At 63.7% G+C, this 25693-nt stretch carries 33 protein-coding genes and 1 tRNA gene; 20 read left to right on the top strand and 14 right to left on the bottom strand.

Features of this window, described 5'->3' with window-relative positions; translation table 11 throughout:
• Positions 1–33 precede the first annotated feature (33 nt).
• From DXY35_RS02845 to msrA, 6 genes are read left to right on the top strand one after another with little or no spacing between them, the layout of a single operon-like run.
• Positions 34–2232: an outer membrane protein assembly factor gene (locus DXY35_RS02845; protein ID WP_115080941.1), complete on the top strand. Its 2199-nt coding sequence runs from the start codon at positions 34–36 to the stop codon at positions 2230–2232.
• Positions 2232–3059 carry a UDP-3-O-acyl-N-acetylglucosamine deacetylase gene (lpxC, locus tag DXY35_RS02840; RefSeq protein ID WP_115080940.1) on the top strand — a complete coding sequence of 276 codons (828 nt, stop codon included), beginning with the start codon at positions 2232–2234 and terminating at the stop codon, positions 3057–3059. The genes DXY35_RS02845 and lpxC overlap by 1 nt, the downstream gene beginning before the upstream one ends.
• Positions 3056–3511: a 3-hydroxyacyl-ACP dehydratase FabZ gene (gene fabZ, locus DXY35_RS02835; protein WP_114989460.1), complete on the top strand. Its 456-nt coding sequence runs from the start codon at positions 3056–3058 to the stop codon at positions 3509–3511. The genes lpxC and fabZ overlap by 4 nt, the downstream gene beginning before the upstream one ends.
• Before the next feature lie 5 nt (positions 3512–3516).
• Complete coding sequence (gene lpxA, locus DXY35_RS02830; protein ID WP_115080939.1) at positions 3517–4341, top strand: acyl-ACP--UDP-N-acetylglucosamine O-acyltransferase; 825 nt, start codon at positions 3517–3519, stop codon at positions 4339–4341.
• Positions 4341–5522, top strand: a complete 1182-nt coding sequence (gene lpxB, locus DXY35_RS02825; protein WP_115080938.1) for a lipid-A-disaccharide synthase — start codon at positions 4341–4343, stop codon at positions 5520–5522. Before lpxA ends, lpxB begins: the two co-directional genes overlap by 1 nt.
• On the top strand, positions 5519–6142 hold the full coding sequence (gene msrA / locus DXY35_RS02820) for a peptide-methionine (S)-S-oxide reductase MsrA (protein ID WP_115080937.1): 624 nt from the start codon (positions 5519–5521) through the stop codon (positions 6140–6142). The genes lpxB and msrA overlap by 4 nt, the downstream gene beginning before the upstream one ends.
• Positions 6143–6353: 211 nt before the next feature.
• Here the strand turns inward: msrA and DXY35_RS12595 are convergent, their stop codons facing one another.
• On the bottom strand, positions 6354–6506 hold the full coding sequence (locus DXY35_RS12595; protein WP_170950491.1) for a hypothetical protein: 153 nt from the start codon (positions 6504–6506) through the stop codon (positions 6354–6356).
• 231 nt (positions 6507–6737) lie between these two features.
• Between DXY35_RS12595 and DXY35_RS02815 the strand changes: the two genes are divergently transcribed.
• From DXY35_RS02815 to DXY35_RS02805, 5 genes are all read left to right on the top strand, one after another.
• Positions 6738–7028, top strand: coding sequence for a DUF3104 domain-containing protein (locus DXY35_RS02815; RefSeq protein WP_115010137.1), 291 nt, complete (start codon positions 6738–6740; stop codon positions 7026–7028).
• Positions 7029–7251: 223 nt separating this feature from the next.
• Entirely contained in the window at positions 7252–7419 is a 168-nt protein-coding gene (locus DXY35_RS02810) for a DUF4278 domain-containing protein (RefSeq protein ID WP_244272886.1), read from the top strand.
• A gap of 134 nt (positions 7420–7553) precedes the next feature.
• Complete coding sequence (locus DXY35_RS12590) at positions 7554–7706, top strand: hypothetical protein (RefSeq protein ID WP_170950490.1); 153 nt, start codon at positions 7554–7556, stop codon at positions 7704–7706.
• Between the two features lie 196 nt (positions 7707–7902).
• Entirely contained in the window at positions 7903–8070 is a 168-nt protein-coding gene (locus DXY35_RS12585; RefSeq protein WP_170950489.1) for a hypothetical protein, read from the top strand.
• Between the two features lie 222 nt (positions 8071–8292).
• A complete protein-coding gene (locus tag DXY35_RS02805) occupies positions 8293–8475 on the top strand; it encodes a hypothetical protein (protein WP_115010059.1) in 183 nt (60 codons plus the stop codon).
• Positions 8476–8508: 33 nt separating this feature from the next.
• Here the strand turns inward: DXY35_RS02805 and DXY35_RS02800 are convergent, their stop codons facing one another.
• The 6 genes from DXY35_RS02800 to DXY35_RS02775 all read right to left on the bottom strand — a co-directional run bounded on the left by DXY35_RS02800 (position 8509) and on the right by DXY35_RS02775 (position 13169).
• Entirely contained in the window at positions 8509–8745 is a 237-nt protein-coding gene (locus DXY35_RS02800; protein WP_114989453.1) for a hypothetical protein, read from the bottom strand.
• Entirely contained in the window at positions 8742–10211 is a 1470-nt protein-coding gene (locus DXY35_RS02795) for a leucyl aminopeptidase (protein WP_115080935.1), read from the bottom strand. Before DXY35_RS02795 ends, DXY35_RS02800 begins: the two co-directional genes overlap by 4 nt.
• A gap of 56 nt (positions 10212–10267) precedes the next feature.
• The gene (locus DXY35_RS02790; RefSeq protein WP_115080934.1) at positions 10268–10840 is read right to left on the bottom strand and encodes a GIY-YIG nuclease family protein; all 573 of its coding nucleotides are present in this window, start codon (positions 10838–10840) and stop codon (positions 10268–10270) included.
• Positions 10840–11409, bottom strand: coding sequence for a hypothetical protein (locus DXY35_RS02785; RefSeq protein WP_115080933.1), 570 nt, complete (start codon positions 11407–11409; stop codon positions 10840–10842). The genes DXY35_RS02790 and DXY35_RS02785 overlap by 1 nt, the downstream gene beginning before the upstream one ends.
• Positions 11410–11504: 95 nt before the next feature.
• On the bottom strand, positions 11505–12212 hold the full coding sequence (locus DXY35_RS02780) for a response regulator transcription factor (protein WP_115081079.1): 708 nt from the start codon (positions 12210–12212) through the stop codon (positions 11505–11507).
• A gap of 114 nt (positions 12213–12326) precedes the next feature.
• Entirely contained in the window at positions 12327–13169 is an 843-nt protein-coding gene (locus DXY35_RS02775) for a sulfotransferase (protein ID WP_115080932.1), read from the bottom strand.
• On the opposite strand from DXY35_RS02775, the gene DXY35_RS02770 reads away from it, so the two are divergent.
• The 3 genes from DXY35_RS02770 to pyrF are packed head-to-tail and all read left to right on the top strand — an operon-like array spanning position 13147 to position 15512.
• Complete coding sequence (locus DXY35_RS02770) at positions 13147–13476, top strand: DUF1825 family protein (protein ID WP_011365051.1); 330 nt, start codon at positions 13147–13149, stop codon at positions 13474–13476. The genes DXY35_RS02775 and DXY35_RS02770 overlap by 23 nt on opposite strands.
• Before the next feature lie 60 nt (positions 13477–13536).
• A complete protein-coding gene (gene tyrS, locus DXY35_RS02765) occupies positions 13537–14784 on the top strand; it encodes a tyrosine--tRNA ligase (protein WP_115080931.1) in 1248 nt (415 codons plus the stop codon).
• Positions 14784–15512 carry an orotidine-5'-phosphate decarboxylase gene (pyrF, locus tag DXY35_RS02760; protein ID WP_115080930.1) on the top strand — a complete coding sequence of 243 codons (729 nt, stop codon included), beginning with the start codon at positions 14784–14786 and terminating at the stop codon, positions 15510–15512. The genes tyrS and pyrF overlap by 1 nt, the downstream gene beginning before the upstream one ends.
• 19 nt (positions 15513–15531) lie before the next feature.
• Here pyrF and plsY read toward each other — a convergent pair whose 3' ends face one another.
• The 5 genes from plsY to DXY35_RS02735 form a co-directional block, all read right to left on the bottom strand.
• On the bottom strand, positions 15532–16137 hold the full coding sequence (plsY, locus tag DXY35_RS02755) for a glycerol-3-phosphate 1-O-acyltransferase PlsY (protein ID WP_115080929.1): 606 nt from the start codon (positions 16135–16137) through the stop codon (positions 15532–15534).
• Positions 16134–17162, bottom strand: coding sequence for a DUF3086 domain-containing protein (locus DXY35_RS02750; RefSeq protein WP_115080928.1), 1029 nt, complete (start codon positions 17160–17162; stop codon positions 16134–16136). The genes plsY and DXY35_RS02750 overlap by 4 nt, the downstream gene beginning before the upstream one ends.
• Before the next feature lie 107 nt (positions 17163–17269).
• The gene (locus tag DXY35_RS02745) at positions 17270–17695 is read right to left on the bottom strand and encodes a DUF3119 family protein (RefSeq protein ID WP_115080927.1); all 426 of its coding nucleotides are present in this window, start codon (positions 17693–17695) and stop codon (positions 17270–17272) included.
• Entirely contained in the window at positions 17692–18441 is a 750-nt protein-coding gene (locus DXY35_RS02740) for an ABC transporter permease (RefSeq protein WP_115080926.1), read from the bottom strand. The genes DXY35_RS02745 and DXY35_RS02740 overlap by 4 nt, the downstream gene beginning before the upstream one ends.
• Positions 18438–19766, bottom strand: coding sequence for an MFS transporter (locus DXY35_RS02735; protein WP_115081077.1), 1329 nt, complete (start codon positions 19764–19766; stop codon positions 18438–18440). Before DXY35_RS02735 ends, DXY35_RS02740 begins: the two co-directional genes overlap by 4 nt.
• A 131-nt stretch (positions 19767–19897) precedes the next feature.
• Between DXY35_RS02735 and DXY35_RS02730 the strand changes: the two genes are divergently transcribed.
• Positions 19898–19968 (top strand) — tRNA-Gly (locus DXY35_RS02730).
• Positions 19969–19972: 4 nt separating this feature from the next.
• Here DXY35_RS02730 and DXY35_RS02725 read toward each other — a convergent pair.
• Positions 19973–22078, bottom strand: a complete 2106-nt coding sequence (locus DXY35_RS02725) for a glycogen-debranching protein (RefSeq protein ID WP_115080925.1) — start codon at positions 22076–22078, stop codon at positions 19973–19975.
• A 41-nt stretch (positions 22079–22119) separates the two neighbouring features.
• On the opposite strand from DXY35_RS02725, the gene DXY35_RS02720 reads away from it, so the two are divergent.
• The 5 genes from DXY35_RS02720 (at position 22120) to DXY35_RS02700 (ending at position 24882) form a co-directional block, all read left to right on the top strand.
• Positions 22120–22779: an MBL fold metallo-hydrolase gene (locus tag DXY35_RS02720; protein ID WP_115080924.1), complete on the top strand. Its 660-nt coding sequence runs from the start codon at positions 22120–22122 to the stop codon at positions 22777–22779.
• Between the two features lie 133 nt (positions 22780–22912).
• The gene (locus tag DXY35_RS02715; protein WP_006850925.1) at positions 22913–23188 is read left to right on the top strand and encodes an HU family DNA-binding protein; all 276 of its coding nucleotides are present in this window, start codon (positions 22913–22915) and stop codon (positions 23186–23188) included.
• A 63-nt stretch (positions 23189–23251) separates the two neighbouring features.
• On the top strand, positions 23252–24136 hold the full coding sequence (gluQRS, locus tag DXY35_RS02710; protein ID WP_115080923.1) for a tRNA glutamyl-Q(34) synthetase GluQRS: 885 nt from the start codon (positions 23252–23254) through the stop codon (positions 24134–24136).
• Between the two features lie 66 nt (positions 24137–24202).
• Complete coding sequence (locus tag DXY35_RS02705) at positions 24203–24391, top strand: hypothetical protein (protein WP_115080922.1); 189 nt, start codon at positions 24203–24205, stop codon at positions 24389–24391.
• Positions 24392–24609: 218 nt separating this feature from the next.
• Positions 24610–24882: a hypothetical protein gene (locus DXY35_RS02700; protein WP_244272885.1), complete on the top strand. Its 273-nt coding sequence runs from the start codon at positions 24610–24612 to the stop codon at positions 24880–24882.
• A 19-nt stretch (positions 24883–24901) separates the two neighbouring features.
• Here DXY35_RS02700 and DXY35_RS02695 read toward each other — a convergent pair whose 3' ends face one another.
• Positions 24902–25681, bottom strand: coding sequence for a prohibitin family protein (locus tag DXY35_RS02695; RefSeq protein WP_115080921.1), 780 nt, complete (start codon positions 25679–25681; stop codon positions 24902–24904).
• Between the last annotated feature and the right edge of the window lie 12 nt (positions 25682–25693).

Below are 25693 nucleotides of genomic sequence, written 5' to 3'. Positions count from 1 at the left end.
CCTATTTGTGGCTTCGGCCCAGCCTGCGTCTTGATGACCCGCCGTTCGTCCCGCCGCTCCTCGGTTGCTGTTCGTGGCACTGTTCTGGGTCTGATGCTGGGGATCCCCCTGGTGGCTCCACCGGTGATGGCTCAGGAGGCCATGGCTGGGGACCCAGCTGCTGAGGCTGAAGAGGTTGTTGGTGAAAACACCGCGATCGAAAACACCCTGGTGGAACAGCCCCGGGTGCTGATCTCCGAGGTGCTGATTGAGGGCATCGAGGGCCACCCGGAAGAGGAACGTCTTCAGATCTCCACCTACGACGCCATGCAGGTGCGTCCGGGGATGCGTGTTACCCGCGAGGAGCTGCAGAACGATCTGAATGGCATTCAGGCCACAGGTTGGTTCTCGGATGTGCGGATCGTTCCTCAGAACGGACCGCTCGGGGTTCAAGTGGTTGTTCAGGTGCAGCCCTTCCCTCCGCTGAGTGCCGTGGAGATCAACGGTGATGAGGAGAATCTCCTCTCGGATGAGCTGATTGAGGAGACGTTTGCCTCCGATTACGGCCGCACGCTGAACCTCAACGATCTGCAGCAGCGGATGAAGGCCCTGCAGACCTCCGTGGCCGGTCAGGGCTATTCCCTGGCGCGGGTGTCCGGTCCGGAACGGGTCAGCCCTGAGGGTGTGGTCACGCTGAAACTGCTGCAGGGCAGTGTGTCTGGCGTTGAAGTCAAATTCCTCACCAAAGAGGGGGATGACACCGATGAGAACGGCAATCCCATCCGCGGCAAGACCAAGGAATGGGTGATCACCCGGGAGGTCTCGATTCAGCCCGGCGATCCGTTCAACCGTAACCAGCTCGAGCGGGACATCAAACGCCTATACGCCACCCAGCTGTTCAGTGATGTGAAAGTCACCCTGCGGCCTGTGCCTGAAGAACCCGGCGACGTGGTGATCATGCTGGGCATCGTTGAGCAGTCCACCGGCCAGCTCTCCGGCGGTCTCGGCTACAGCCAAAGCCAGGGTGTTTTTGGCCAGGTGCAGTTGCAGGAAAGCAATTTGTTCGGCCGCGCCTGGAATCTGGGCACCAACATCACCTACGGCCAATACGGCGGACTGGCCAACCTCAACTTCACGGATCCCTGGATTTACGGCGACCAGCACCGCACGCGCTTCAGCACATCGGTGTTCTTGAGCCAGCAGGTGCCCCAGGTCTTCCAAAGCGAAGACAACGGCAACATCCGCACAGCGAAGGACTACGTCGATAACGGCTCCAACAAGGCCTATGAGGGCGGTCGCAAGTATGGGTTCACCGATGGAGACAAGGCTCCCGGCGACATCAACAAGGCCGACAGCGAGTACCCCAACCGCAGTTGGTTTGACTACGAGGGCGACACCGTGGTGCTTCGCAAGATCGGCGGCAACTTCGCCTTCTCCCGCCCCTTGAACGGTGGTGATCCGTACAAGGACAGCAAGTGGAATGTGCTGGCCGGTATGTCGTTCGCCGAAGTGCGGCCAATCAACTTTGCCGGTGATACCAGGCCCTATGGCGTGTCCAACAACAAGCTGCGCAAGGGCAAGGTCAACAACGACGACGTCATTTGCGTGTCGTACAACTGCGCCGACACCAACACCCTGATGGGGGTGCGTTTAGCTACCACTTACAACAACTTCAACAACCCTCGGAACCCCACCAGCGGCAACTTCTTCACCGCCGGCACCGAACAGTTCCTCGGCATCAACAACGACTCGCCCACCTTTAACCGGCTGAGGGCGAGCTACACCCAGTTCTTTCCCGTGGACTGGCTGAAGATCCACAAGGGTTGCCGTCCCAAGGCCGGTGAGCAGGCTGATTGCCCACAGGCCATCGGTGTGCAAATCAAAGGTGGCGCGATCATGGGTGAAGCGCCTCCTTACGAGGCGTTCTGCATGGGCGGGTCCAACTCGATTCGGGGTTGGTACGACTGCGATATGGCGGTGGCCAAGGCCTTCAGCGAACTCACGATCGAGTACCGCTTCCCGCTGATCAGCATCTTCTCCGGCGAGGTGTTCATGGATGCCGGCACCGATTTCAACACCCAAAAAGATGTGCCCGGCAAGCCTGGTTTGCTGTTGGATAAGGACGGCTCCGGTGTCTCCTTCGGGACCGGTGTGATCGTGACCACGCCGGTTGGTCCGATCCGTGTTGAGGTGGCCACCAAAGACTTCACCTCCGATTACCGCTTCAACCTGGGCGTGGGCTGGAAGTTCTAGTGACCATCTGGCCTCAGGACTACTCCGCTGCCTGGACATTGGCGGCGGAGACATCACGCTCTGGCGTTGGCCTCCACAGTGGAGCTGAGGCCACGGTGGAGCTTCGGCCGACGGATCAGCCGGGGTTTCACATGCGTTTGCCGGGGATGGAGCAGCCGATCCAGCTGCGACCGGACCAGGTGCGCGACAGCCAGTTGTGCACCACCTTGGATCTGGGTTCCAGCAAGGTGGCCACCGTCGAACATCTGCTGGCCGCCCTGGCCGGTTGTGGGCTCAGCCATGTGGAGATTGGCCTCAACGGCCATGAAGTGCCCCTGCTGGATGGCTCAGCCCTGGGTTGGGTGGAGGCCATCGCTGCCGCTGGGTTGGTGCCGGCGGCCACCCCGCGGCCGGCTGCACCGCGGCTGGAGCAACCCCTGCTGCGCACCCGCGGCAACAGTGTGATCACTGCCACTCCTGCCGATCGCTTTGGCGTTGTGGGCATCATCGATTTCCCGCAGGCGGCCATCGGGCGACAGCAATTCGCCTTGGAGCTCACGCCCCAACGCTTCGTCGATGAGATCGCTCCAGCACGCACCTTTGGCTTCCGGGAGCAGGTGGAGCAGCTGCGCGCTGCTGGATTGATCCAGGGCGGAGCTCTGGACAATGCCCTGGTCTGTGACGGTGATCAGTGGATGAATCCACCGCTGCGGTTCGAGGATGAACCAGTGCGCCATAAGCTCTTGGACCTAATCGGCGACCTGGCCCTCGTCGGTTTTCCCCAGGCACAGGTTCTTGTGTACAAGGGATCCCATGGTCTTCACACCGATCTCGCAGCCGCTTTGTGACTGAATCCACCACCCCAAACGTCGTGCTCACCAGCGAGCAGATCGCCGGTTTGCTTCCGCACCGTTACCCCTTCGCGCTGGTGGATCGGGTCATCGCCCATGAGCCCGGGGTTTCGGCCACGGCGATCAAGAACGTGACCATGAACGAGCCCCAGTTTCAGGGGCATTTCCCCGAGCGTCCCCTGATGCCAGGGGTGCTGATTGTCGAGGCGATGGCGCAGGTGGGTGGTCTGATCGTCACCCAGATGCCTGATCTGCCGAAGGGATTGTTCGTTTTTGCCGGGATTGACGGGGTACGCTTCCGGCGCCCTGTGGTTCCTGGAGATCAGCTGGTGATCCGCTGTGAACTGCTCAGCCTCAAGCGCAAACGTTTCGGCAAGGTGAAGGCGGAGGCCACGGTGGACGGCGATCTGGCCTGCTCCGGGGAATTGATGTTCTCCCTGGTGGACTGAGCGGGATGTCGCAGCAAACGGCGTCACAGCAAATCCACTCAACGGCGGTGGTGGACCCGAAGGCCGAGCTGGCCTCCGGCGTGGTCATCGGCCCGGGTGCGGTGGTCGGCCCTGAGGTGGTGATCGGAGAGAACACTTGGATTGGTCCCCATGCCGTGTTGGATGGTCGGCTGACCCTGGGCCGTGACAACAAGGTGTACCCGGGCGCCTGCCTCGGGCTTCCGCCGCAGGATCTCAAGTACCGCGGTGCCAACACCGAGGTGTTGATCGGTGATGGAAACACGCTGCGGGAATGCGTGACGATCAACCGCGCCACCGAAGAGGGCGAGGTGACCCGCATCGGCAACGGCAACCTGCTGATGGCCTACTGCCATCTGGGCCACAACTGCGATCTCGGCAACAACATCGTGATGTCCAATGCCATTCAGGTGGCGGGCCACGTGGTGATCGAAGACCGTGCGGTGGTGGGTGGCTGTTTGGGCGTTCACCAGTTCGTTCACATCGGTGGGATGGCGATGGTGGGCGGGATGACCCGCGTTGACCGGGATGTTCCCCCCTATTGCCTGGTGGAAGGCCATCCGGGCCGGGTGCGGGGGTTGAACCGCGTGGGTCTGCGGCGCAGTGGCCTGGCTGCCAACCATGACGGCGCTGAACTCAAGCAGCTTCAGGAGATCTGGGCCCTGATGTATCGCTCCGACCTGGTGATTGCCGATGCGCTTCAGCAGGCCCGCAGCCAGCCCTTGCTGCCGGCGGCTGAGCATTTCTGCCGGTTCCTTGAAGCCTCCACGGGTCAGGGCCGACGGGGGCCGATGCCGGTGCAGGGCCGCTGATGGTTCGGCTGCTGATCAGCACCGGGGAGGTCTCCGGTGATCTGCAGGGCAGCCTGTTGATTCGCGCCTTGCGGGTGGAGGCGGAACAGCGGGGGCTTGAGCTGGAGGTGCTGGCCCTGGGTGGCCCGCGCATGGAGGCGGCGGGTGCGGTGTTGATCGCCGACACCGCACCGATGGGGGCCATCGGCCTGTGGGAGGCCGTTCCGTTGATTCTTCCCACGCTGCGGCTGCAGGCCCGGGTGGATGCGCTTTTGGAGGAACAGCCCCTTGATGGTGTGGTGCTGATCGACTATGTCGGGGCCAATGTGCGCTTGGGCACACGCCTGCGGCGCCAGCAGCCTGAGCTGCCGATCACGTATTACATCGCTCCCCAGGAGTGGGCCTGGCGCTTTGGCGATGGCAGCACCACCCGTCTGCTGGACTTCACCGATAGGATCCTCGCGATCTTCCCTGCGGAGGCCGAGTTCTATGCCGCCCGCGGTGCGGATGTGAGCTGGGTGGGCCATCCCCTGTTGGACAGCTTCCAGAACCTGCCTGATCGCGCCAGTGCCCGCCGTCAACTGGGTCTGGATCCTCAAGCGCCGGTGTTGTTGCTGCTGCCGGCCTCGCGCCCCCAGGAGTTGCGTTACCTGATGCCCCCGTTGGCCCAGGCGGCAGCCCTGTTGCAGCAACGCCACCCTGATCTTCAGGTGCTGCTGCCCGCTGGGCTTGCGCAGTTCGAAGCTCCCCTGGCTGCAGCGCTGCAGGAAGCCGGTGTGCGCCACGCCCGGGTGATTCCCGCCGCTGAAGCGGATGGGTTGAAGACCACCTTCTGTGCGGCGGCGGATCTTGCCCTGGGCAAATCCGGCACAGTGAACCTGGAGCTGGCCCTGCAGGGGGTTCCCCAGGTGGTGGGGTACCGCGTGAGCCGACTGACGGCCTGGGTTGCCCGCCACGTGCTGCGCTTCCAGGTGGATCACATCTCGCCGGTGAATCTGTTGCTCAAGCAGCGGTTGGTGCCGGAGCTGCTCCAGGACGAACTCACGGCCGAAGCTCTGGTGGAGAGGGCGCTTCCTCTGCTGACTGACACCCCAGAGCGCCAGGCCATGCTGGAGGGGTACGCACGGCTGCGGACCACCCTGGGTGCTCCTGGGGTCACCGAGCGGGCGGCCAAGGCCATCTTTGATCAGGTGATCGGATGAAACGAACCCTGCTGCTGCTGTTCACCTGCCTGATGCTGCTCAGCTGGCCCCAGCGCGCCATGGCTGAGCTGCAGACGGCGGTCTTTGCCGGTGGCTGTTTCTGGTGCATGGAGCACGACCTGGAACATCTGCCCGGGGTGCGTGATGCCGTGAGCGGTTACAGCGGCGGGCAGTTGGAGCGCCCCACCTACCGGCAGGTGAGCAGTGAGACGACGGGGCATCAGGAAGCGGTGCAGGTGAGCTTTGATCCGGATCAGATCAGCTACGCGGAGCTGCTGCGCAGCTACTGGCGCAATGTGGACCCCCTCGATGGCGGCGGCCAGTTCTGCGACCGCGGTGATTCCTACCGGCCGGTGATCTTCACGGCTGATGACGCCCAGGCGCAGGCGGCTGAAGCCAGTGCGGTGGCGGCGGCCCGTGAGCTCGGACAACCCCTTTCCGCTTTGAAGGTGGAGCTCCGGCAGGCGGCTCGCTTCTGGCCCGCCGAGGGCTACCACCAGAATTATGCGGAGAACAACGCCGTTAAATACAACTTCTACCGGTTCAGCTGCGGCCGTGACCGCCGGCTCGACAGCGTCTGGGGCGACAACGCTCGCACCGGTAATGCCTGGGGGAAGTAGGGCTGCCGCAGCCTCATTCCTCGGCAGAGCGTCCGCGGATGCGCGCACGGTCGCTCAGCCAGATGATCACCCGCGTGATCGCCCACGCGAGGGCGACGCCCAACAGGATCGAGAGCAGCGACTCCACAGCACAGCACTTGAGGACACCGGCAACCGCCGGATGCTCCTCAATATGCCGATCTGATCAAGGAATGCGTGGGGACTGTTGCGATCAGTCGCTTGCTTTGGCGTCCTTGTCCTTCTCTTTTGCTGGCTGTGTCGTGGCCTGAGGCTTGGATGCCGCCTTGCAGGCCAGGGAGGCTTCCAGGCGCTGCAGCTGCGCTTCGCGCAGGGCATCGGAAATGCTGAGAGTGCGGTCAGTCATCGATTGGCGTTCTCGACGGCGGCAGGCTCAGGGCCTTCTGCGATCGAAAGGGGGCCTACGGGTCTGAAGACTGTCGAAACTTAGACGCCCACGGGGCAACGTCCAGGGAGCAAAAGTGCTTACGTCAGTGTCTGGCAACACGTCTGTGCTTCAACGCCAGCGCGATTGACGGCTTGCCAAACCCATATCGCCATGGCTATGAGTACAGATGTACTGATTCCTGGGTGGCTCATGTCGGTTGATCACGGTGATCTCGCGGTGAAGGCGGAGGCTCCCTTTCTCCACGTCCGCCCAGGGCACTTTGTGATCGTCGCTGGAGACCAGCTCGATCAAGGGGATTGGTGGATGGGGCAGGTGCTCTTCTGCGAGGGGAGTGCTCGCCACCCCAGGCTTCCGTCTCTGTTTCAGGTGGCTGACGTGGATACGGGCGTCATCAAATGGATCAATGCCGATGCGGTCTCGGATGTGATCTGGTCGATGGATGGGTGGCCTGCCAGTGCGCCTGTCTCTTCCGGCTGTTGATCGAGAAGGGCTGTTGATAAAGAAGGGCTGTTGATAAAGAAGGGTTGTTGATCGAGTGGGGCCTTGATCAAGGGGCGGTGTGTATTCGCGCGAACGACACGGGCTTGACAGCTGTCTTTTAAGTAGTTTGTAGTGGTTGCTACAAAAACGTTCACCCCTCTTGCGGGGGCGCAGATGCTCCAAGCCATGGAACGGGGACTTGGATTTCTTCGAGGAACATCCAATGACTGCACTTCTCTATCGAGGCCACACCTACGCAGCAGCTCCAGCTACTCCCAAGGCCTGCGTTGAATTGACCTACCGCCGCGAGCACTACAACACCTGCCGCCAGGAACTTATCGGCGAAAGCCGCCGCACCCTCACCTACCGGGGCGTCACCTACACCAAGTAGCCCGAAGCACCCGTTGGTTCCTGCCCATGCCCCTTTTCAAGGGCAGGGGCTTTTTGTTGGGTAGTCGGATGGAGGCAAGCCACGGTCCAAGGGAGATTCCGACATCCTGTGGGCGAGCCAGTCAGCATTCGCCGATGGGATCGGATCTCACCGCCATCGTGATCTCCTCGGTGTTTCTTGGCGTGGGTTTTGTGATTGCCAAGTTCTTCCCCGAAGCCGCGTTGCTGGCGGCGGTGTTCCTGGTGGGGTTGGCGATTCTCAACGTCGCCCTTGTTCTTGTGGCCTGATGCCCAAAAAAAGAGGGGGTGTTCCCTAAGCACCCCCGCTCGACGCATTGCCCCTTCACCGAAAGAAGCCCCCGCGGGATGGCCTGGGCTCCCGTGGCTGGTCGTCGCCATTACGACAAAAAGGCCGGGCGCTGCGGGCGTCCTCGCTGCGTTGACAGGGGCCGCACCATGAAGATGTTCACTACGAACTCTTTTCATGGCAAACGTCCGCGAGATGGTCAACACCCATCTGCCCGTTGCGCTCAAGCTGATCAACAGTGCCGCCCTGGTTGCGATCGCGCTTTCAACCCTCTGCGCTGCTGGCTCTCTGCGTGAGATGTCTGGCAGGTCTGCTGCTCCAGCGGCTGTCACTGAAGCCAACTGAGCCCGATGAAATGGAGCGATACCCCGTATCGCTCCAGGGGGATTTCGCCGGCTGTTACTTGATCAAATCTGGTCGAATTCCTTAAGAAACCAACATCCAACCTGTTGAAAAGATTAAGCGCGGCAACCTGATTGATCTAGCAAGTTCTCAGTGAACAGACGGGTTTCCGGCCATCGACGATGCTACAGACCATGCTTACGATCAGGTGGTGAGGAGGGTTGTATGTATCTGCTGACCATTAAGGATGGTCTTGGCACCCGTCATATCGGTCCCTACGCGTCGCCAAAGCACGCATCGGATGATCTCGATCGGGTGTTGGAAACCTGCTCCGAGCGAGCACGGTGGCAGATTCATGCATTGGAAACTCCAGACCGCTCCCTCGAATTGCAGGCTGTTGCTTCCTGAGGGGTTGTTTCGTACTGAACCAGGGCGCCCTGATCAGTTCTGACGTCGTCCTGGAAAGCCTCGGGTCAGTCCGCTGTCGATCATCAGGCCGATGCCAGCGTTGATGCAGATCAGGCTGAGGGTTCCGTACCAGAACCAGGGGCCTGCGTCCTTGCCCAGCATCTGAACCACCTTGCGGCTCACCGCCTCGCCGAACAGGCAGAGGCCCACCGGGAGCAGCAGCACCCCCAGCTGGGCCTTGATGTACCAGCGCACCGGGGAGCGGCTCATGACTGGGCCAGCACCCAGTTCACCAGGGTGCGCACGCCGTAGCCGGTGGCACCAGCGGGATTGACCCCTTTGCCCTTGTCACTCCAGACCGGGCCGGCGATGTCGATGTGGGCCCAGGCGGTGTCTTTGGTCACGAATTCCTTGAGGAATAGGGCCGCTGTGATCGAACCACCGGGCCGTGGGCCGGTGTTCTTCATGTCGGCCAGCAACGACTTCAATCCATCCCTGTAGGACTGCCGCAGTGGCATCCGCCAGAGCCCTTCACCGCCCGTCTGTGCAGCGGCGTCGAGGGCCTCCGCCAGATCGTCATTGTTGGACCAGAGCCCGGCCATCTCATCCCCCAGGGCAATGACGCAGGCTCCGGTGAGGGTGGCCAGATCCACCACGGCATCGGGCTTCTGCTCACAGGCGTAGAGCAGCGCATCGGCGAGGGTGAGGCGGCCTTCGGCGTCGGTGTTGTTGATCTCAATCGTCATGCCGTTGGCGGCCGTGACGATGTCGCCGGGGTGCACGGCGGAGCCGTTCACCATGTTTTCGCAGGAGGCCACCACCATGTGCACCTCAACGCCGGCCGGCTTGAGTTCGGCGATGCTGCGCATGGCACCGATCACAGCGGCACTGCCGCCCATGTCGAACTTCATCATGTCGATCTGAGCCGCCCCCACCTTGAGGTTGTAACCGCCGGAATCGAAGGTGAGGCCTTTGCCCACCAGGGCAACGCGGCGTTTCACCTCGCCCTCGGGGCGATAGATCAGGTGGATGAACTTGGGGGGCAGATCGGAGCCCTGGCTCACCGCCAGGAAGGCCCCCATGCCCTTGGCTTCGCAGTCGCTGCGCTCGAGCACCTTGAGCTCAAGGCCGTGGTCCTTGGCGATGCCGACGGCCGTGTCGGCGAGGGCTGCCGGGGTGACCACGTTCGGAGGGGCCGCCACCAGCTCCCGGGCCAGTTCCACACCGGCGCAGGTGGCATTCACTGCCGCAAAGCCGCTTTCGGCGGCAGGGTCAAGGTCGATCAGCTCCAGGGCCTCGGGGATCCGGCGCGGGTCCGGCTCTTTGCGGAAGCGCTGGTCTTTGTAGAGGCAGAGCCGCACCGCTTCAGCACAGATGCGGGCGGCTTCTGTGGCATCGCTTCCCGCCCAGGGCAGGTGCAGGCCGAGGCTGCCCTCACAACCGATGGCGGCCTTGGCGGCCCGGGCGGCGGCGCCGCGCAGGCGGTCGGCGTCGATCCCATCGCTCTCGCCCAGGCCCAGCACCACCAGGCGCTGCGGGCCCCCGCCCAGGGGCGTGATCACCAGTTGATCCCCGGGCTTGCCTTTGAACTCCTGCTGCTTGAGGGCCTCGGTGATGCCGGCAAAGCGTTGTTCCAGGGCCCTTGCCGTGGCATCGACATCGCCCTGGGGCAGCCCCACCGCCAGCACATCGCCGTTCCACTCCTGCAAACCGGCGGAGGACAGGGAGAAGCGCATGGGTGGACGCGTCAACAAAGGATGAGCGTAGCGATCTTGTGCGACGCCCTCGGCCCCTAGAGCTCTGCGGTGAAGGGGGTGGCCCAGCGCTGGCGGGTTTCCTTGTTGAACGGCGGCCACCAGCGTTGGATCAGCTGTTGTTCCAGGGCCCGCCGGGCGCGGGTGGCCCGGGGCACATCGCAGCTGAAGCGGATGCTCAGCTGGGCGTTCAGTTCACAGCGCTGCAGGGCTTCGCCGTAGGCGGCGAGGTAGGCCTTGCAGTCGTGATCACCTTTCCACCGGCGCTCGGCGGCCAGGGTTTCGCCCACATAAAGCAGGAGCGGTTGCTCCAGCTGGGCTGGCCTGTCCATCACCAGATAAATCGCTGCTCCGCGGTGGGACGGTTCCGGCCAGCGCCAGAAACTCATCGCCAGGGGGGTCAGGGCCAGTGGATCGATGGCCGCCGCAGCGTCATCGGGGCTGGCACCGAACAGATCCCCCTGGGCTGTGCTGGCACGTTCGCCGCTGAACAGCGGCGCCTGATGGGCATGCAGCCGCGCTTGCCAGGCGAGCAGCTGCTCCCGTTGCAGGGGCAGATCAGGCCCGTTGTTGAAGGCCAGAGCGCCGGTGGAGAACAGATCCCCCTGCATCAGGGCAGCGGCAGGCTGGGCCCGGCGCGGCGGCTGCCGAAACTCACCCGGCCGATCAGGGCTTCAATGCTGCTGGCGGGCAGGCAAAGCCGCTCCTGCAGATCGGCCAGATCCTTGAAACCGGCGCGGCGGCGTTCGCGCATCAGGTTGGCCAGCCGTTGTTCGGGCCAGCCCAGCAGCGCCAGCTGATCGGCGCTGGCGTTGTTGAGGTCGAGGGGAGCGGCCTGCGGCTGCGGTGGGGCATCGCCGTGCCACTGGAAGAGGAGATGGGGGGCCCAGAGCCTGGCCAGATCGCTCGGTAGCTCCAGCAGCTGGAACAGATCATCGGCGCTGGCAAATTGCACCCCACCCCGCTGCAGCCGCACCAGCAGATCGGCTGTGTCCTGGCTGCATCCAGGCAGTTGCAGCCACTGTTCGCGGCTGGCCCGGTTCACATCCATCACCCATGCCGGCGGCTCGGGCACGGTTGGTAAAGGCTGCGCTGGGGCCTGTCGGGGTGGTGCTGGCAGCTGTCCGGTGGCCTGCAGCACCCTCCTGGCCAGGGGATCCAACCAGTGGCTGCGGGGCATGCTGCTCAGCAGAGATGGGCTGACCTTAACGAGGGTGCAGGGGCTGCGTCAGCGCAACTGGCGCATCTGGTTGTTCTGGCACCGAGCTGGTCCTTTCAGGTCGAGGGGGTCCAGCGGGGAATCGGCAGTGGTGGATCCACCAGGTTGCGCTGAAAGGCGATCAGCACCGCCTGGGTGCGGCTTTTGGCATCGAGTTTGCGCAGCAGTCCGGTAACGCAGTGCTTGGTGGTTTCAATCGAGAGGTGCAGCTGATCGGCAATCTCCTGATTGCTGAGGCCCTTGCAGAGCCCGCGCAGCACGTCTTCTTCCCGCAGGCTCAGCACGTCGCTGAGGGGATGGGCGGCGCCTTTGCGGCCACGGTCGTGGTTGGCCACGCCGGCAATCACCGGATCCATGTGGCTGCCATCGCTCTCCATGGCGCGCAGCACGCTGAGCAAGCCGCTGTTGCCGATGCGTTCATGGCTGCAGAGCCCTTCGCATTGCGCTTTGGCCGCGGCGTGAATCGTGCTGAGCAACGGGCGCTGAATCAACATCAGGCAGCGCAGGGAGGGCTGCTGGGCCTTGGCGGCCGCCACCAGGGAGGGGCCGGTGCCGCGCTCGAGCTGGTCGCTGCAGATCAGCAGATCAGCGGCTGTGTTGCGAAGGCAGGCGAGGGCTTCTGTTTCGGTGCTGGCGGCCCCCACCAGGGAGCCGATGCCATCAAGGCTGTGCACCAGGCCGCTGATCAAGACGCGATCGGCGGAGGCCACCACAATGCGGCGCCCCTCCAACAGGGACCGATGGCGCTGGGGAAGCTCACGCATCGCGCCGAGCTGAGCGGTGAAGTCCACATCCTGGAGGCGGCCCGAAACTCACCATGAATTCGGATGCCACCGGAGGGTGGTGCGGGTCAGCAAGACCGTACAAACCATCTCCCCTCAGCCCTGCAGGTAGCCCCCGGGCTGGATCTGCCCCAGGGCTGCATCGATCGCCTGGGCTGTGGGCTCGATGCCCAGGAACAACGCCAGTGCGCGCACGAAGGGGGCTGGCTTCTGGATGGCTTTCTCGTAGCTCACCATCAAGGTGGGGTGAACGTTCTCATGCATCAAGGCGATGTTGGTGTTTATGGCGCGCATCGCCTGCCGTAAGTGCCGTTCTTCGTTGCCCTGCTGTTGGATGGCATCGGCACGCAGCTCCCTCGATGACGACGCCAGCGGATCGCGAAGGATGCAGATCAGTCGTGGGTTGCGCACCCGCTCAAGAATCAGCGGTAGGTAGGCCGCTGCGTTCGGATACTTCCATCCCCAGTGGTTGTGTTGGCTGTTGCGTTGCTCCAAGTGCTTCAGCAGATGGTCCTTGAGCTGCTGCTCATCCCGCTTGGGATTGAGCCCGAGCTTCTGCAGGTTGAACTGTTCATCCTCGAAATTGATGTTGCTGCCTTCGGCTAGGTCGATGCCGAGACTGCTGACCACGCGCGCTGCCATGGTGGTTCCGCCCCGGGCCACACCGAAGATGATCGTGGTGGAGGTCTCCGTTGGGCAGAAGCAGGCTGGCTTGAGCTCCACCTGCCTAGAGAACTGTTGAACGTTGGCTTCACGGCCGAACGGGAAATAAACGATGTTCGGGTTCATCGTTCCGTCAGCGAGTAGGCAGCTTACGGCGGCTGATTCAGCCCGCTCCGGCGAGGTGCGGCGATCACCCCCGTTGCAGGCGGTCTGTTCTTGGCAGACTTTGTCGAAGCAGTGCGCAATGCCAACGATGGCCTTCTTCGATTCCGACATCGTTCAGGACGAAGCCAAGCGCCTGTTCAGCGATTACCAGCAGCTGATGCAGCTGGGCAGTGAGTACGGCAAGTTCGACCGAGAGGGCAAGAAGAAGTTCATCGAGACGATGGAAGAGCTTATGGGCCGCTACCGGGTGTTCATGAAGCGCTTTGAACTCTCGGAGGATTTCCAGGCCAAGCTCACGGTGGAGCAGCTGCGCACTCAGCTCAGCCAGTTCGGCATCACCCCCGAGCAGATGTTCGATCAGATGAACTCCACTCTCGAGCGGATGAAGGCACAGATCGAGCAGCCGCCTTCCAGCTGAAACAGCTCGAGCTGAGCCAAGACTCGTACGATCGCCAGCGCTCGCTCGTTGCGCCTCCCCATGCCGGACTCCATCCCGTCGTTGCCGGATTGGCTGTCGCGGGGCATGGCCGACCTGTTCCCGGCCGGGGATCCCAGTGATGCGGATCAGTCCCTGGCGGCCCGGTTGGCCCAGGCCGACAAAGAAGGCAGGCCGCTGCGGGTGAAGCTGGGCATCGACCCCACCGGCAGCAACATCCACCTGGGCCACAGCATCCTGTTCCGCAAGTTGCGGGCCTTCCAGGACGCGGGCCACACGGCGGTGCTAATCATCGGCGATTTCACGGCGCGGATCGGAGACCCCACCGGCAAGAGCGCCACGCGGGTGCAGCTCACCAAGGAGCAGGTGGCCGCAAATGCCTCCACCTATCTGCGCCAGTTGGGGCAAGACCAGCCCAAGGAAACGGCGCTGCTCGATTTCGAAACCCCCGGCCGCCTGGAGGTGCGATACAACTCCGAGTGGCTTGAAGGGATGGACCTGCCGGCGGTGATCGGCCTGCTCGGCACCGGCACCGTGGGCCAGATGCTGGCAAAAGACGACTTCTCCAAGCGCTACGGCAGCGGCACCCCGATCGCCCTGCATGAATTCCTCTACCCGTTGCTGCAGGGCTACGACTCGGTGGCGGTGAATGCGGATGTGGAGCTGGGCGGCACCGACCAGAAGTTCAACGTGGCCATGGGCCGCGACCTGCAGCGCCACTTCAACAAGGGCACCCAGTTCGGCCTGCTGCTGCCGATCCTGGTGGGTCTGGATGGGGTGCAGAAGATGAGCAAGAGCCTCGGCAACGTGGTGGGGCTGGAAGAGGATCCGCTCTCGATGTACTCCAAGCTGGAGAAGGTCGGCGATGCGGCGATCGACGACTACGTCACGTTGCTGACCGACCTGGATCTGGCCTCCTTGCCGGAGAACCCGCGCGAGAAGCAGAAGGCGATGGCCCTGGCGGTGACCGCCAGCCGTCATGGCATCGAAGCCGCCCAGAAGGCCCAGAGCGATGCCGCCACCCTGGTGGGCGGCAGTGGTGATGCTGGCGCTGATGTGCCCGAGGCGTCGCTGGCGGAGGTGAACTTCCCCGCAAAGGCCTTTTACCTGTTCAGTGCCGTGGGGATCTGCGCCAGCAGCAGCGAGGCCCGCCGTCAGATCAAAGGTGGTGCGGCGCGCCTGGAGGGGGAAAAGATCACCGACCCCAACCAGGAGTTCGCCTCAGCGGCGGAGCTGGAGGGCAAGGTGTTGCAATTGGGCAAGAAAACCTTCCGTCGTTTGGTGGGCTGATGACCTTGCATCCCGCTGACCCCGCCGATCGGATCATCGTTGCCCTCGATGGCATGGCGCCCGAGCAGGCGCTGGCCTTTGCCGGCCAGGTGGATGGGCTGCGCTGGGTGAAGGTGGGTCTGGAGCTGTTTGTGCAGGCCGGCCCGGAGGTGGTGGCTCAGCTGCGCGAGCAGGGGCTGCGGGTGTTTCTCGATCTCAAATTTCACGACATCCCGGCCACGATGGCGGGTGCTTGCCGGCGGGCGGGGGCGCTGGGGGCCGAGCTGATCACGGTGCATGCCTGCGCCGGCAGCGAAGCACTCAAGGCAGCCCAGGCCGCGGCAGAAGAAGGAGCTCAAGGAGCTGGTCAACCCGCGCCAACGTTGCTGGCGGTGACTGTTCTCACCAGTTGGGAGGAGCAGCGACTGCAACGGGAACTCGCCATTGCCCAGGGCATCGCCGAACGGGTGCCGGCGTTGGCGCAGCTGTCGGCTCTATCAGGAATCGGTGGATGTGTGTGCTCACCACTGGAGGCCGCGGCGTTGCGTGCGCAGCATCCTGAGCCCTTCGCCTTGGTCACCCCAGGCATCCGCCCTAAAGGTGCGGCTGTTGGTGATCAAGCCCGGGTGATGGGGCCGGCTGAGGCAATCGCCGCAGGTGCCAGCCAACTGGTGATCGGCCGGCCGATCACCAAGGCAGAGGATCCCAGTGCGGCATTTGCTGCTTGTTGCGGAGAGCTCCTGGGCTGATCGCTGCCGGCGGCAGTGCTCAAGACTTCTGGCCGATCTTGGGTTCGGTGCCCGCCAGCAGCCGTTCGATGTTGCTGCGATGGCGCCAGAGCACCATCAGGCTGGCCACCAGCGACACCACCACGTAGGCGCTGCTGCCGCCGGAGAGCAGCATCAACAGCGGCAGTCCGATGGCGGCCACCACGCTGGAGAGCGACACGATCCGGAATATCGAGATCACCGCCATGAACAGGCCAAAGCAGGCCAGCCCCACCGGCCAGGCCAGCCCCAGGAACATGCCCAGGCCGGTGGCCACTGCCTTGCCGCCCTTCCACCCCAGCCACACCGGCCAGATGTGACCGGCCAAGGCCGCCAGGCCCGCCAGCACCTGCAGCCAGTCGCTCAGGCCAACACTCTTTGCCAGCAGCACCGCCAGGGCACCCTTGCCCACATCGATCAGAAACACCGCTAGAGCCGGTCCTTTGCCTACGTTGCGCAGCACGTTGGTGGCGCCGGTGCTGCCGGAGCCGCACTCGCGCAGGTCGATGCCCTTGAGCCAGCGGCCAGCGAGGTAACCGCTGGGGATGGCTCCCAGCAGGTAGCCGATGGCCAGGAGCAGCAGTGAGGTGAGGGCTGTTTGGATCACAGCAGGTCGTCGTCGTCGAGGCGTTCACCTGGTCCGGCCGCGAAGGCCAGCCAGAGGGGGAACTGAAGCACAGGGATGTCGACGCTGCGCTCGGCCGCATCGATCAGGATCAAGGGCACTTCCCCACGCTCCTCCAGCCGGTCGGCCCGCTCCACCAGCGCTTCCGGGCGTTCGAACAACACGATGCCGCTGCTGGGGCCGAAGTCTTCCCGGCCCAGGCCCAGGGCATCCTGCAGGCCGCGCCGCCATTCGCCGAGCCGTTCGGGGCCGCCGGCAAGCACCAGGCACTGGAACTGATCGCCGTACAGCTCACCGATCATCGCGATCAAGGCTGCACTCACCAGGATGTTGCGCGGCCGGGTGCCGCGGCTGGGCTGGGCCCCCCGTCCGCCTTGATTGAAGAACCAGTCCTCCAGCAGGGCCGTGTCGCGGGCGTCGATGCTGCGCCGCAGGTTCCAGGGGTCGGCGTACACGTCGGGCTGTTTGAGGAAGCGCTCCAGGGTCTGGCGGATCAGCTCTTCATCGGGGCGGAAGGTGTCGGCCACCGCGGGAGGCGGAGTGTTGTCCCCGGGCTTGTCCGGCGCCGCTGCGTTGTCTGCCGCCTGATCGAGGGGGGAGGGCTGCACCACCATCGGCTGCACCACCAGCTCCAGGTTTTCCACGCTCTGCACCAGGTCCTGCAGGGCGCCGCCCAGGTACTCCTGGAAGCCCTTCACGCGGCGGGCGATGGCGTCGGATTGTCCGGCGAAGTTGGCCTTCAGCTCGGTCTCGAATTGCTGCTTGCGGGAGCTGAGGGCGTTGATCTCCGCTTCCAGGGCATCGCGGCGGTCCTGCAGATCCTTGAGGGCCAGCTCCATCACGGGATTGGCTTCTGCGGCGGCGGGCTCGGTGCTGGTGGTGCTGGTGGTGTTGGCGGGTTCTGCGCTGGTGTCGCCGCTGGTTTCTGCCGGGGGCTGCTCCGGTTCAGGCGCCTGGGGGGTCAGGTCGGTGTCGTCGGGCATTGCGTCAGCTGCCGTGCTCTCCATCCCTCCATTCCAGCCGAACAGGCCGCAGAAAAACAGGTGGCATCACAACTGCGACAGGTATGCACGAAATTGCATGGATATCGGAACGAAATAGTATTGAAGCCGTGCTATTGCTCGCTATTGCTCGTTTTGTCTTCGGGGTCGTCTTTCGGTACTTCAAGCGCTCCCACCCGCACTTCCAGCTGTTCCCGCAGCTCCTTGGGGCTGAACAGGATCGGCAGGAAGTGAATGCTCTGGGTTTCGCGGAAATAGAACAGGCCCGGCAACCAGGGGGCGAACAGCCGCCAGCTCAGCCATTGGTCGTAGGGGAAACGCCGCAGCTCGCGGCTGTTCTGCCACACGATCAGAGCGTCTTCCTTGAATTCCAAGCGCAGGCTGGCGCTCTGGATCAGCAGAAACATGCCGAACAGCACCACCACCAAGGTGGGCCAGGGCGAAAGCGGCAGCGGCAGCAGTGCCAGGCCAAGGGCCACCACCAGCAGCGGCAGCCGCACGTCTGGCTTGAGGGTGACGGGGGCGGGGGTTGAACTCATGCTCCGAACAGCACCTGGGTGAGAACGACATCCATCAAGGCCACCAGGATCAGGATCATCACCACAGCGCCGGTGGTGCTGGTGCCCACTTCCTTGGGACCGCCGCGGGTGGTCAGGCCCCAGCCGCAGGCCACCGTGGCAATGATCAGCCCGAACACCAGGGCTTTCACCAGCATGAACGGCAGGTCCAGCGGGTTCATCCAGGTCTGCACCGAGGTCCAGAACACCGCCGGCGGGATGTTGTAAAGGGCCGTGCTGGTGAGCTGGCCCGACCACACCGCCACGAAGAAGAAAAAGAAGCACTGCACCGGTGCCATCACCACCATGGCGATCATCCGGGGCACCACCAGGTACTCCACCGGGTCGGTGCGCAGCATGGTGATCGCATCGATTTGTTCGGTCACCTTCATCGTCCCCAGCTGGGCGGCGTAGGCGGTGGCCACCTTGCCGGCCAGCAGGCAGGAGGTGAGCAGGGGCGCGATCTCCCGTGCCAGGCCGATCGCCAGGATGCCGCCCACCGTTGATCCCGCCCCCTGGCGGGTGAGTTCCGCGGCCACCTGAATGTTGAAAACCGAGCCGGCGGCCACCGAGATGATCAGCACGATCAGCAGGCTGCCCGGGCCGGCCTCCAGCATTTGCTCAAACAGCTCACCCCGATTGATGCGAGCGCGCAGGGTGGCGGCCACGGCCTGGCCTCCGATCAGCAGGCTGGTGCCCAGGCGTTTGATGGAACGGGGCGTGTTCATCCGGCGGCCTTCTGCAGGTGGGCTCCACGGTCGGGCCAGCCTCGCATCACCACAAGGCCAAGCAGCACAAGGATGGCGGGAATCAGGCCCATGCAGAGGCGGATCGCCAGCAGGGCTGAATCCGGCTGTTCGATGAAACTCAGTGCCCCGCTGCAGTTGCCCCCCTTGGCGGAGATGTAGCCGGTGAGCGAGAGCAGGCTGCCGAACACCGACATGGTCAGGCCGATGACCAGCTTCTGGCCGAACACCATCCAGGCGGTGTAAAGCCCGGCTGGTTTGCTCGGATCAGCGTCGATCGCATCGGGCAGCAGCGACCAGGGGATCAGATAGGCCGTCGCCGCTCCCACTCCCACCAGGGCGATCAGCCCCACCAGCGGCAGCAGTTGCAGCGGGCCGGGATCCGCCGCGAGGGGCGGGAACAGCATTGAGATCAGGCAGGCGCTGATCCACAGCCCCGCGCCCCAGCGCAGGGTGGCGACGCGGCCGATGCAGTTGCTGAGGTTGCTCCAGAGCTGAAGCCCCAGCAGTGCGGCGATCTGGAAGGGCAGCAGGATCCAGGTGGAGAGGTTGGCGGGCACATGCACCACCTGCACCAGCCAGATCAGGGCCACCACCTGCATCAGTTGCAGGCCGAACCAGAGCAGCAGATACAGCCCCAGCACCTGGCGGAAACGGGGGTTGGCCATCACCCGCTTCAGCTGCTGCATCGGCGGCTCGTTGTTGGGCACCGGACGTTGGGCCCGCTTGGCGTAGGGGGCCAGGCCCCAGCAGCAGAGCAGCGTGGTGGTGGCGGCGATGCTGCCGGTGATTCGGCCCATGGCCAGGTAGCCCCCACCTCCGTCGGTGAGCACCACCGAGGCCACGATCAGTCCGCTCAGGCCCGCCAGGATTGATCCGGTGAACCGCGCCGCATTCAGGCGGGTGCGAATGGCGGTGTCCGGCGTGAGTTCGGTGCTGAGGGCCGCGTAGGGCAAGTTGACGCTGGTGTAGGCGGTCATCAGCAACACCGCCATCACCGCGTAATACGTGGTGCGCTGCAGCGTGTCGCCCGGGGGCACCCACCACATCGCCGTCAGGCTGATGCCCAGCGGCAGGGCTGCGGTGAGCATCCAGGGCAGGCGCGGGCCCCAGCGGCTGCGGGTGTGATCGCTGAGCCAGCCGATCAACGGATCATTCAGCGCATCCCACACCTTGCTCACCGTGAGCAGGGAACCAGCGATGAAGGCCGGCAGGCCAGCAGCGCAGATGAAAAACGGAAAGAGGTAGAAGCCCAGCTGAGTGGCGGCAAGTCCGGTGCCGGCGTCGCCCAGGCCGTAGGCCAGCATCAGCCTGCGGCGGGATCCCTGCAGGGATGCGTCGGTCGGTGTCACGCGGAGGCTTCGGGCAGGCGGATTGCCATAATGAATGCGTGCTCACGACATCACCAGCCCCAGGGGCAGTGGTTCGTTTGTACTACGCGGGTGTTGTGTAATGGTAAGACCTCAGCCTTCCAAGCTGATGACACGGGTTCGATTCCCGTCACCCGCTCTGATCACAACCGCAGGCCTGAGGTTTCCTCCTCGGCGAGCAGCAGCACGAAGCTCCGGCTCTGCAAGGGGATCTCAACGCCGCTGAAGCTGGCTGGCTCGGCTGGGAAATCCTTGGGGCTGGGCAATGAGGTGTCGATCACCCGTTTCCAGGGGGAGGCCGGAACCGGCAACTCAAAGCTGAGGCTTTCCTTGTAGGCGTTGAAGCCCATCCACAGCAGCGCCCCGCGGCTGCCGCGGTGGAGGCTGGTGGCCGTCGTGCGGCTCCAGGCGGCCCAGTCGGGTTTGGCCAGGTTTACCCCGTGCCATTGACGCCAGAGATCGCTGCGCTGCTCCGATGGTTGTTCCGCTGATTTGCGGTTGCTTTCCCGTGGCGGCACCAAGGGATTGAACAGTTGCGGCAAGGACTGGCGCAGCCGCAGCAGCCGCAGCAGAAATTGCTTCAGCTCCAGGTCGCACTGGTCTTCATTCCAGACCATCCAGCCCATGGGGCTGTTCTGGCACCAGCTGTTGTTGTTACCCCCTTGGCTGCGGCCCACTTCATCGCCCATCAGCAGCATCGGCACGCCACGGGCCAGCAGCAGCGAGCTGAGCAGGTTGCGTTGCTGACGCCGCCGCAGGCTTTGCACCAGGGGGTTGCTGCTGGGGCCTTCGATGCCGTGGTTCCAGCTGTTGTTGTGGTTCTCGCCGTCGCGGTTGTCTTCGCCGTTGGCCAGGTTGTGCTTGCGGTTGTAGCTCACCAGATCCGCCAGGGTGAAGCCGTCGTGGGCGGTGATGAAGTTCACCGAACGCCCCAGGGTCACGGGCTTGCCGTCATAGAGATCGGGGCTGCCCTTGAACCGCTGGGCCAGGCTCCAGGTGCTGTGGTCGTCCCCTTTCCAGAAGCGCCGCACCCCGTCGCGGAAATGGCCGTTCCAGGTGCCGATCCGCTTGGCGGGGAAGTCGTTCAGCCGATAAAGACCGCCGCAGTCCCACGGTTCGCTCACCAACTTGAGGTCGCTCAGTTGCGGGTCGGCCTCCATCGCCGCGAACAGGGGCGGCTCATTCAGGGGTTTGAGCTGGTCGCCGCGGCTGAGGGCAATGCCCAGATCGAAGCGGAAGCCATCAACCCCCAGTTCCAGGGCCCAGCAGCGCATCGACTCGAGGATCAGCTGGGTGCTGATTGGCGCATTGGCGGCGATTGAGTTTCCGCAGCCGCTCACATCCTGATAATCGCCGTCCTCGTTTTGGTGGTAGTAGACGTTGTCGGCACAACCCCGCCAGCTCAGGGTGGGGCCATGGCGATTGCCCTCGGTGGTGTGGTTGTAGACCACATCCAGCAGCACTTCGATGCCGGCGTCATGGCAGGCGGCCACCAGTTGGCGCACCTCATGGCGGGCCTGCAACGGATCGCTACTGCTGCAGTAGCCGTGGTGGGGTGTGAACCAGCTCAGGGGGCTGTACCCCCACACGTTGTCGCGGCCCGGGGGCGCATCGGCCGGGTCGAAGCAGAACACCGGCAGCAGCTCCACAGCCGTGATGCCCAGCTCCTTGAGGTAGGGCAACTTCTCGATCAAGCCCAGGTAGGTGCCGCGGTGTTCCACGGCGACCCCGGCATCCTCACGGCGGGTGAAGCCCCCCACGTGCAGCTCGTAGATCACTGTGCGTTGCCAGCTGTGGCGCGGGCGCGGATGGGCCTGAAAGTCGAACAGATCCTGTTCGCACACCACCGCCTTGAGGCAGGCATGGGCGTTGGGTGAGGGGCCGGTGGCCAGCACCCGGTCGTAGACGTCCCAGCCACTGATGGCACGGGCGGCGGGGTCCAGCAGCACTTTGGAAGGCTGGAAGCCATGGCCCCCCGGTGCCAGCGGCCCAAAGACGCGGTAGCCGTAACAGCAGCCTTCGCCGACCCCCTCCACTTCCACGTGCCAGTAGTCGCCCGAGCGGTGACGTCGACTGTCCAGTTCGATCACCCGCTCCGGGCTGCGATCGTTGCCGTTGCTGTAGAGCAGCAATTCAAGGCGGTCGGCCCCGGGAGCCGCCAGCACAAAGTTCACACCTCGGCGGGTGAGGCTGCTGCCCAGGGGCCAGGGAGAACCGGGGTGAATGCCACTCAAGGCCCGTTGGGGCATCTCGACTTCAAACTAGTGGTTTGGTCCGTTGTTTTGAACCAATGGCGATGACCACCACACTTGAGGCCGGCCGGCCGCCGCAGCAGCTGCGTGACAACCTCTGGTTGTTTCCGCCTAACCGCGACAGCCAGGGGGGCAGTTCCTGGTGGCTGGATCTGGATCCCGAGCCCGTGCTGGTGGACTGCCCGCCGTTGACGGAGGCCAGCCTCACTGCTCTGCGCCAGCTGGCGGGAACCCGCAGCCCGAGGATTCTCCTCACCAGTCGAGAAGGCCATGGGCGCTTGCGTCGCGTTCAGGAGCGCCTGGGATGGCCGGTGCTGGTGCAAGAACAGGAGGCCTATCTCCTGCCCAATGTGGAGCCGTTGGAGACCTTTGCCGAGGAACACACCACGGTGAGTGGTTTGCGGCTGTTGTGGACGCCGGGGCCGACGCCGGGGAGCTGTGTGGTATTTGCCCCGGCACCAAATGAACTGTTGTTCTGCGGGCGTTTGCTGACGCCATGGGCTCCGGGTCAGCTTGCGCCGATGCGCCATGCCCGCACATTCCACTGGCCCAGACAGCTGAACAGCTTGGCTAGGCTCAGGGATTGGATTCCTTCAGATGCCTGTCCCCAACTGCTTTCTGGGGCTGCGCTTGGTGCATTGCGTGGGGAGCGGCTCGTGCCCTTCAGCGGTTGGAGCGATGTTGCGGATAACTGCTAAAGCGTTGCGGCACAACACGTTTCGCTTGCAGCAACCGTTTGCTCTCCATACGATTGGGCCGCTTGGGGAAGGCAGCGGCGAGCCCACGACGCCGTATCTGAGCCGTCTCCCGCCCCCCGACTCTCTCTAACCAATGAACAAAGCTGACCTGGTGAATCTGGTGGCTGCTCGCACCGAGCTCACCAAGACTGACGTTTCCATGGTTGTCGACGCCGCCATCGACACGATCATCGACTCCGTGGTGGAAGGCAAGAAGGTGTCCATCCTCGGTTTCGGTTCCTTTGAGCCTCGTGAGCGTTCCGCCCGTCAGGGTCTGAACCCCAAGACCGGCGAGAAGATCGCGATTCCCGCCAAGCGCGTTCCCGCCTTCACCGCCGGCAAGATGTTCAAGGACCGCGTTCAGGGCTGATCAGCGCCTCAACCTCGTTCTCCGGGCGGCCCAGCGGGTCGCCTTTTTTGATGGCTGTTCCATATGAAGGAAATTCCGGAGCATCTGCAACAGCATCTGGAGCGGGGTCGAGCCCTGGCTGCCGCCGGTGGCTACCGCGGCCGTTTCGCCCCATCTCCTACGGGGGTGCTCCACCTCGGTAACCTGCAAACGGCTCTGCTCTCGTGGTTGGCGGCCCGTCAGGCCGGTGGGGAATGGTTGCTGCGCATCGATGACCTCGATACGCCGCGCAACCGTGCCGGTGCCATCGAGGCGATCCAAAGCGATTTGCGCTGGCTGGGCCTGGAATGGGATGGCCCGGTGCTGCTCCAGAGCGAACGGCGTGGCACTTACCACTCCTGGTTGTCGTGGTTGCGCCGATCCGGATGGTTGTTCGCCTGCCGCTGCTCCCGAAGACAGCTTGCCGGTCAGCCGATCTATCCCGGCGTCTGCCGGACGGCTGGGCACAACTGGGGCTGGCAGCAGCAGCGGCTCCCCAGTTGGCGCCTGCAGGTGGCCGATGACGATCCCCACGGCAGTGGCGATGTGGTGTTGCGGCGAGCCGATGGCTTCATCGCCTACCAGCTCGCCACAGTGATCGACGAACTTAGCTTCGGCATCACCGATGTGGTGCGTGGTGCTGATCTGCGCGAGGCCCTGCCAGCCCAGCGAAGTTTTTTTGCGGCCCTGGGGGAATCACCGCCCCAGTTCCGGCATGGGCCGCTGCTTTGTGATGCCAGCGGCCAGAAACTGTCCAAGCGTGAGGCCAGTTCCGGCCTGGAACCGCTCCGTGCTGCGGGGCTGGATGCGGCTGCGGTGATCGGTCGCTTGGCCTCAGGGCTTCAGCTGCTGGATCCTGGTGCGCGTCTGAGTGCAACAGAGTTGCTCGAGCACTTGACGCAGCAAGAGATCAATGCAGTGATTTCTTAAGGAACACTTCGGGATCAGCGGCGGGTTTTCCGCCCACACTGAATTCATCGTCTGATCCTTGGGATCATGTGCACGTGCACCGTCTGTGGTGGCAGTGGGATGCAGCGGGTGTCGGGAGACCGCTTCCGCACCTGCATCGTCTGTCTGGGGACCGGTCAGATCAGTTCAGCGGTGCAGTCGGCACCGTTGAACCACCAGCCGATCAACACCCCAGGTCTGGCCAAACTCAGCTGTCCGACCCGGCCCCTGGCTTGATCCTCAGCCCAGGGGAGTCTTCTGATCGTTCTGAATCACGAAGTAAGTGGCCGTCGCCACAACGATCAACAGCGGCACCGCGGTGAACAGCAGCAGGGCAATGGCGGTCCAGTCGGTGTACACGGCGGGGCGGTGGGTCGAAGTTGAGGCATCATCTCAGCAAATCGCCCCCCTGAGCCCTGCTCGCGCGCTCCGTCACAGTCCTGCTGCTGTTCGCCATGGCGGCCCCTGTGGTGCGTGCGTCGCCCTTGGCAGCCTTTCAGGCCCGAGCCAGGCGCTGCTTGGAGGGCCGTCAGCCTCAGCTCTGTGAACAGGCCTTGATCGAGGCGGAGGCCCTGCAGCAACAGGCGTCAGCCCGTAGTGCCTATCCCTGCCAGACCCTGCTGTTGGGGGTTCAGGCGGATCTGGTGATGCAGCAGCTGCGGGCGGGTCGTGGTGCCGAGGCCATTGCTGACCTGCAGGCGGCGACCCGCGGCTGCGCTGGGCTCTGATGCATCCATTTGAATCCTTTTATTGGCCAACGATCACCGGCGGCGTGCTGCCTCCACGAATGGGCGGAACCACCTTTGTTTTTCCGTCCCACTTATCGAGGAACAGTTTGTAGAGAACGCTGTCATTGAGCGAGCGGGTCAAGGTCTGAAACTTCAGGGCTTCCTGCTCGGCGATCTGAACCTCTGTTTTGGCGCGTAAAAGCTGCTGTTGCGCAATCTGCTTCTGCTCAATGGCCGCTCGGTATTCCTCAGCGATCTTGAGGCCCGTGATGTCAAGGCCTTTGACGGCCACATAGTCGAATTTGCTCAGCTCATTGGAGACGCTTTCCTGCACAAGGGTGGAAATGTTGTTCCAGTCGGTGGCGATGGTGTCGAGTTCATACTTCGAGAACACTGATTTCAGTGATTTCAGCAGGGATGGCTGGATCACCCTGGCGTAAATCGCAGAGTCATCGGTGGCAATCGTGCTGTAGATCCTGGGGGCTTCTCCAGGCTTGACCGCATATTTCACCGTTGCTGTGGCTTCGATCACCTGCAGGTCTTTGGTGAGTGTTGAAAATTTTTCGGGGATCACCTGTGTTCTGACACTGAAATTATGGGTCGACTGAATGAACGGAAGTTTGAGGTTCAAGCCCGGCTCTCTTGGGGTGTTGGAGACTTTGCCAAGGGTGGTGACCACGCCAACTTCACCAGCGGGAACAACAAACACACTTGAGAGCAGAGCAATGCCTCCAATGAAAACCGTGGTCACGCCAACCACGGTTTTGGTGATCTGCTCCGGCTGGGGGTTGGCTTGCATGTTGATGCTTTT

Origin of the sequence: Synechococcus sp. N32 (genome assembly GCF_900473895.1) — a bacterium.
GTDB lineage: Bacteria > Cyanobacteriota > Cyanobacteriia > PCC-6307 > Cyanobiaceae > Parasynechococcus.
The sequence above is the reverse complement of the archived record's forward strand: the minus strand, read 5'-3'. Positions and strand labels throughout refer to the sequence as shown.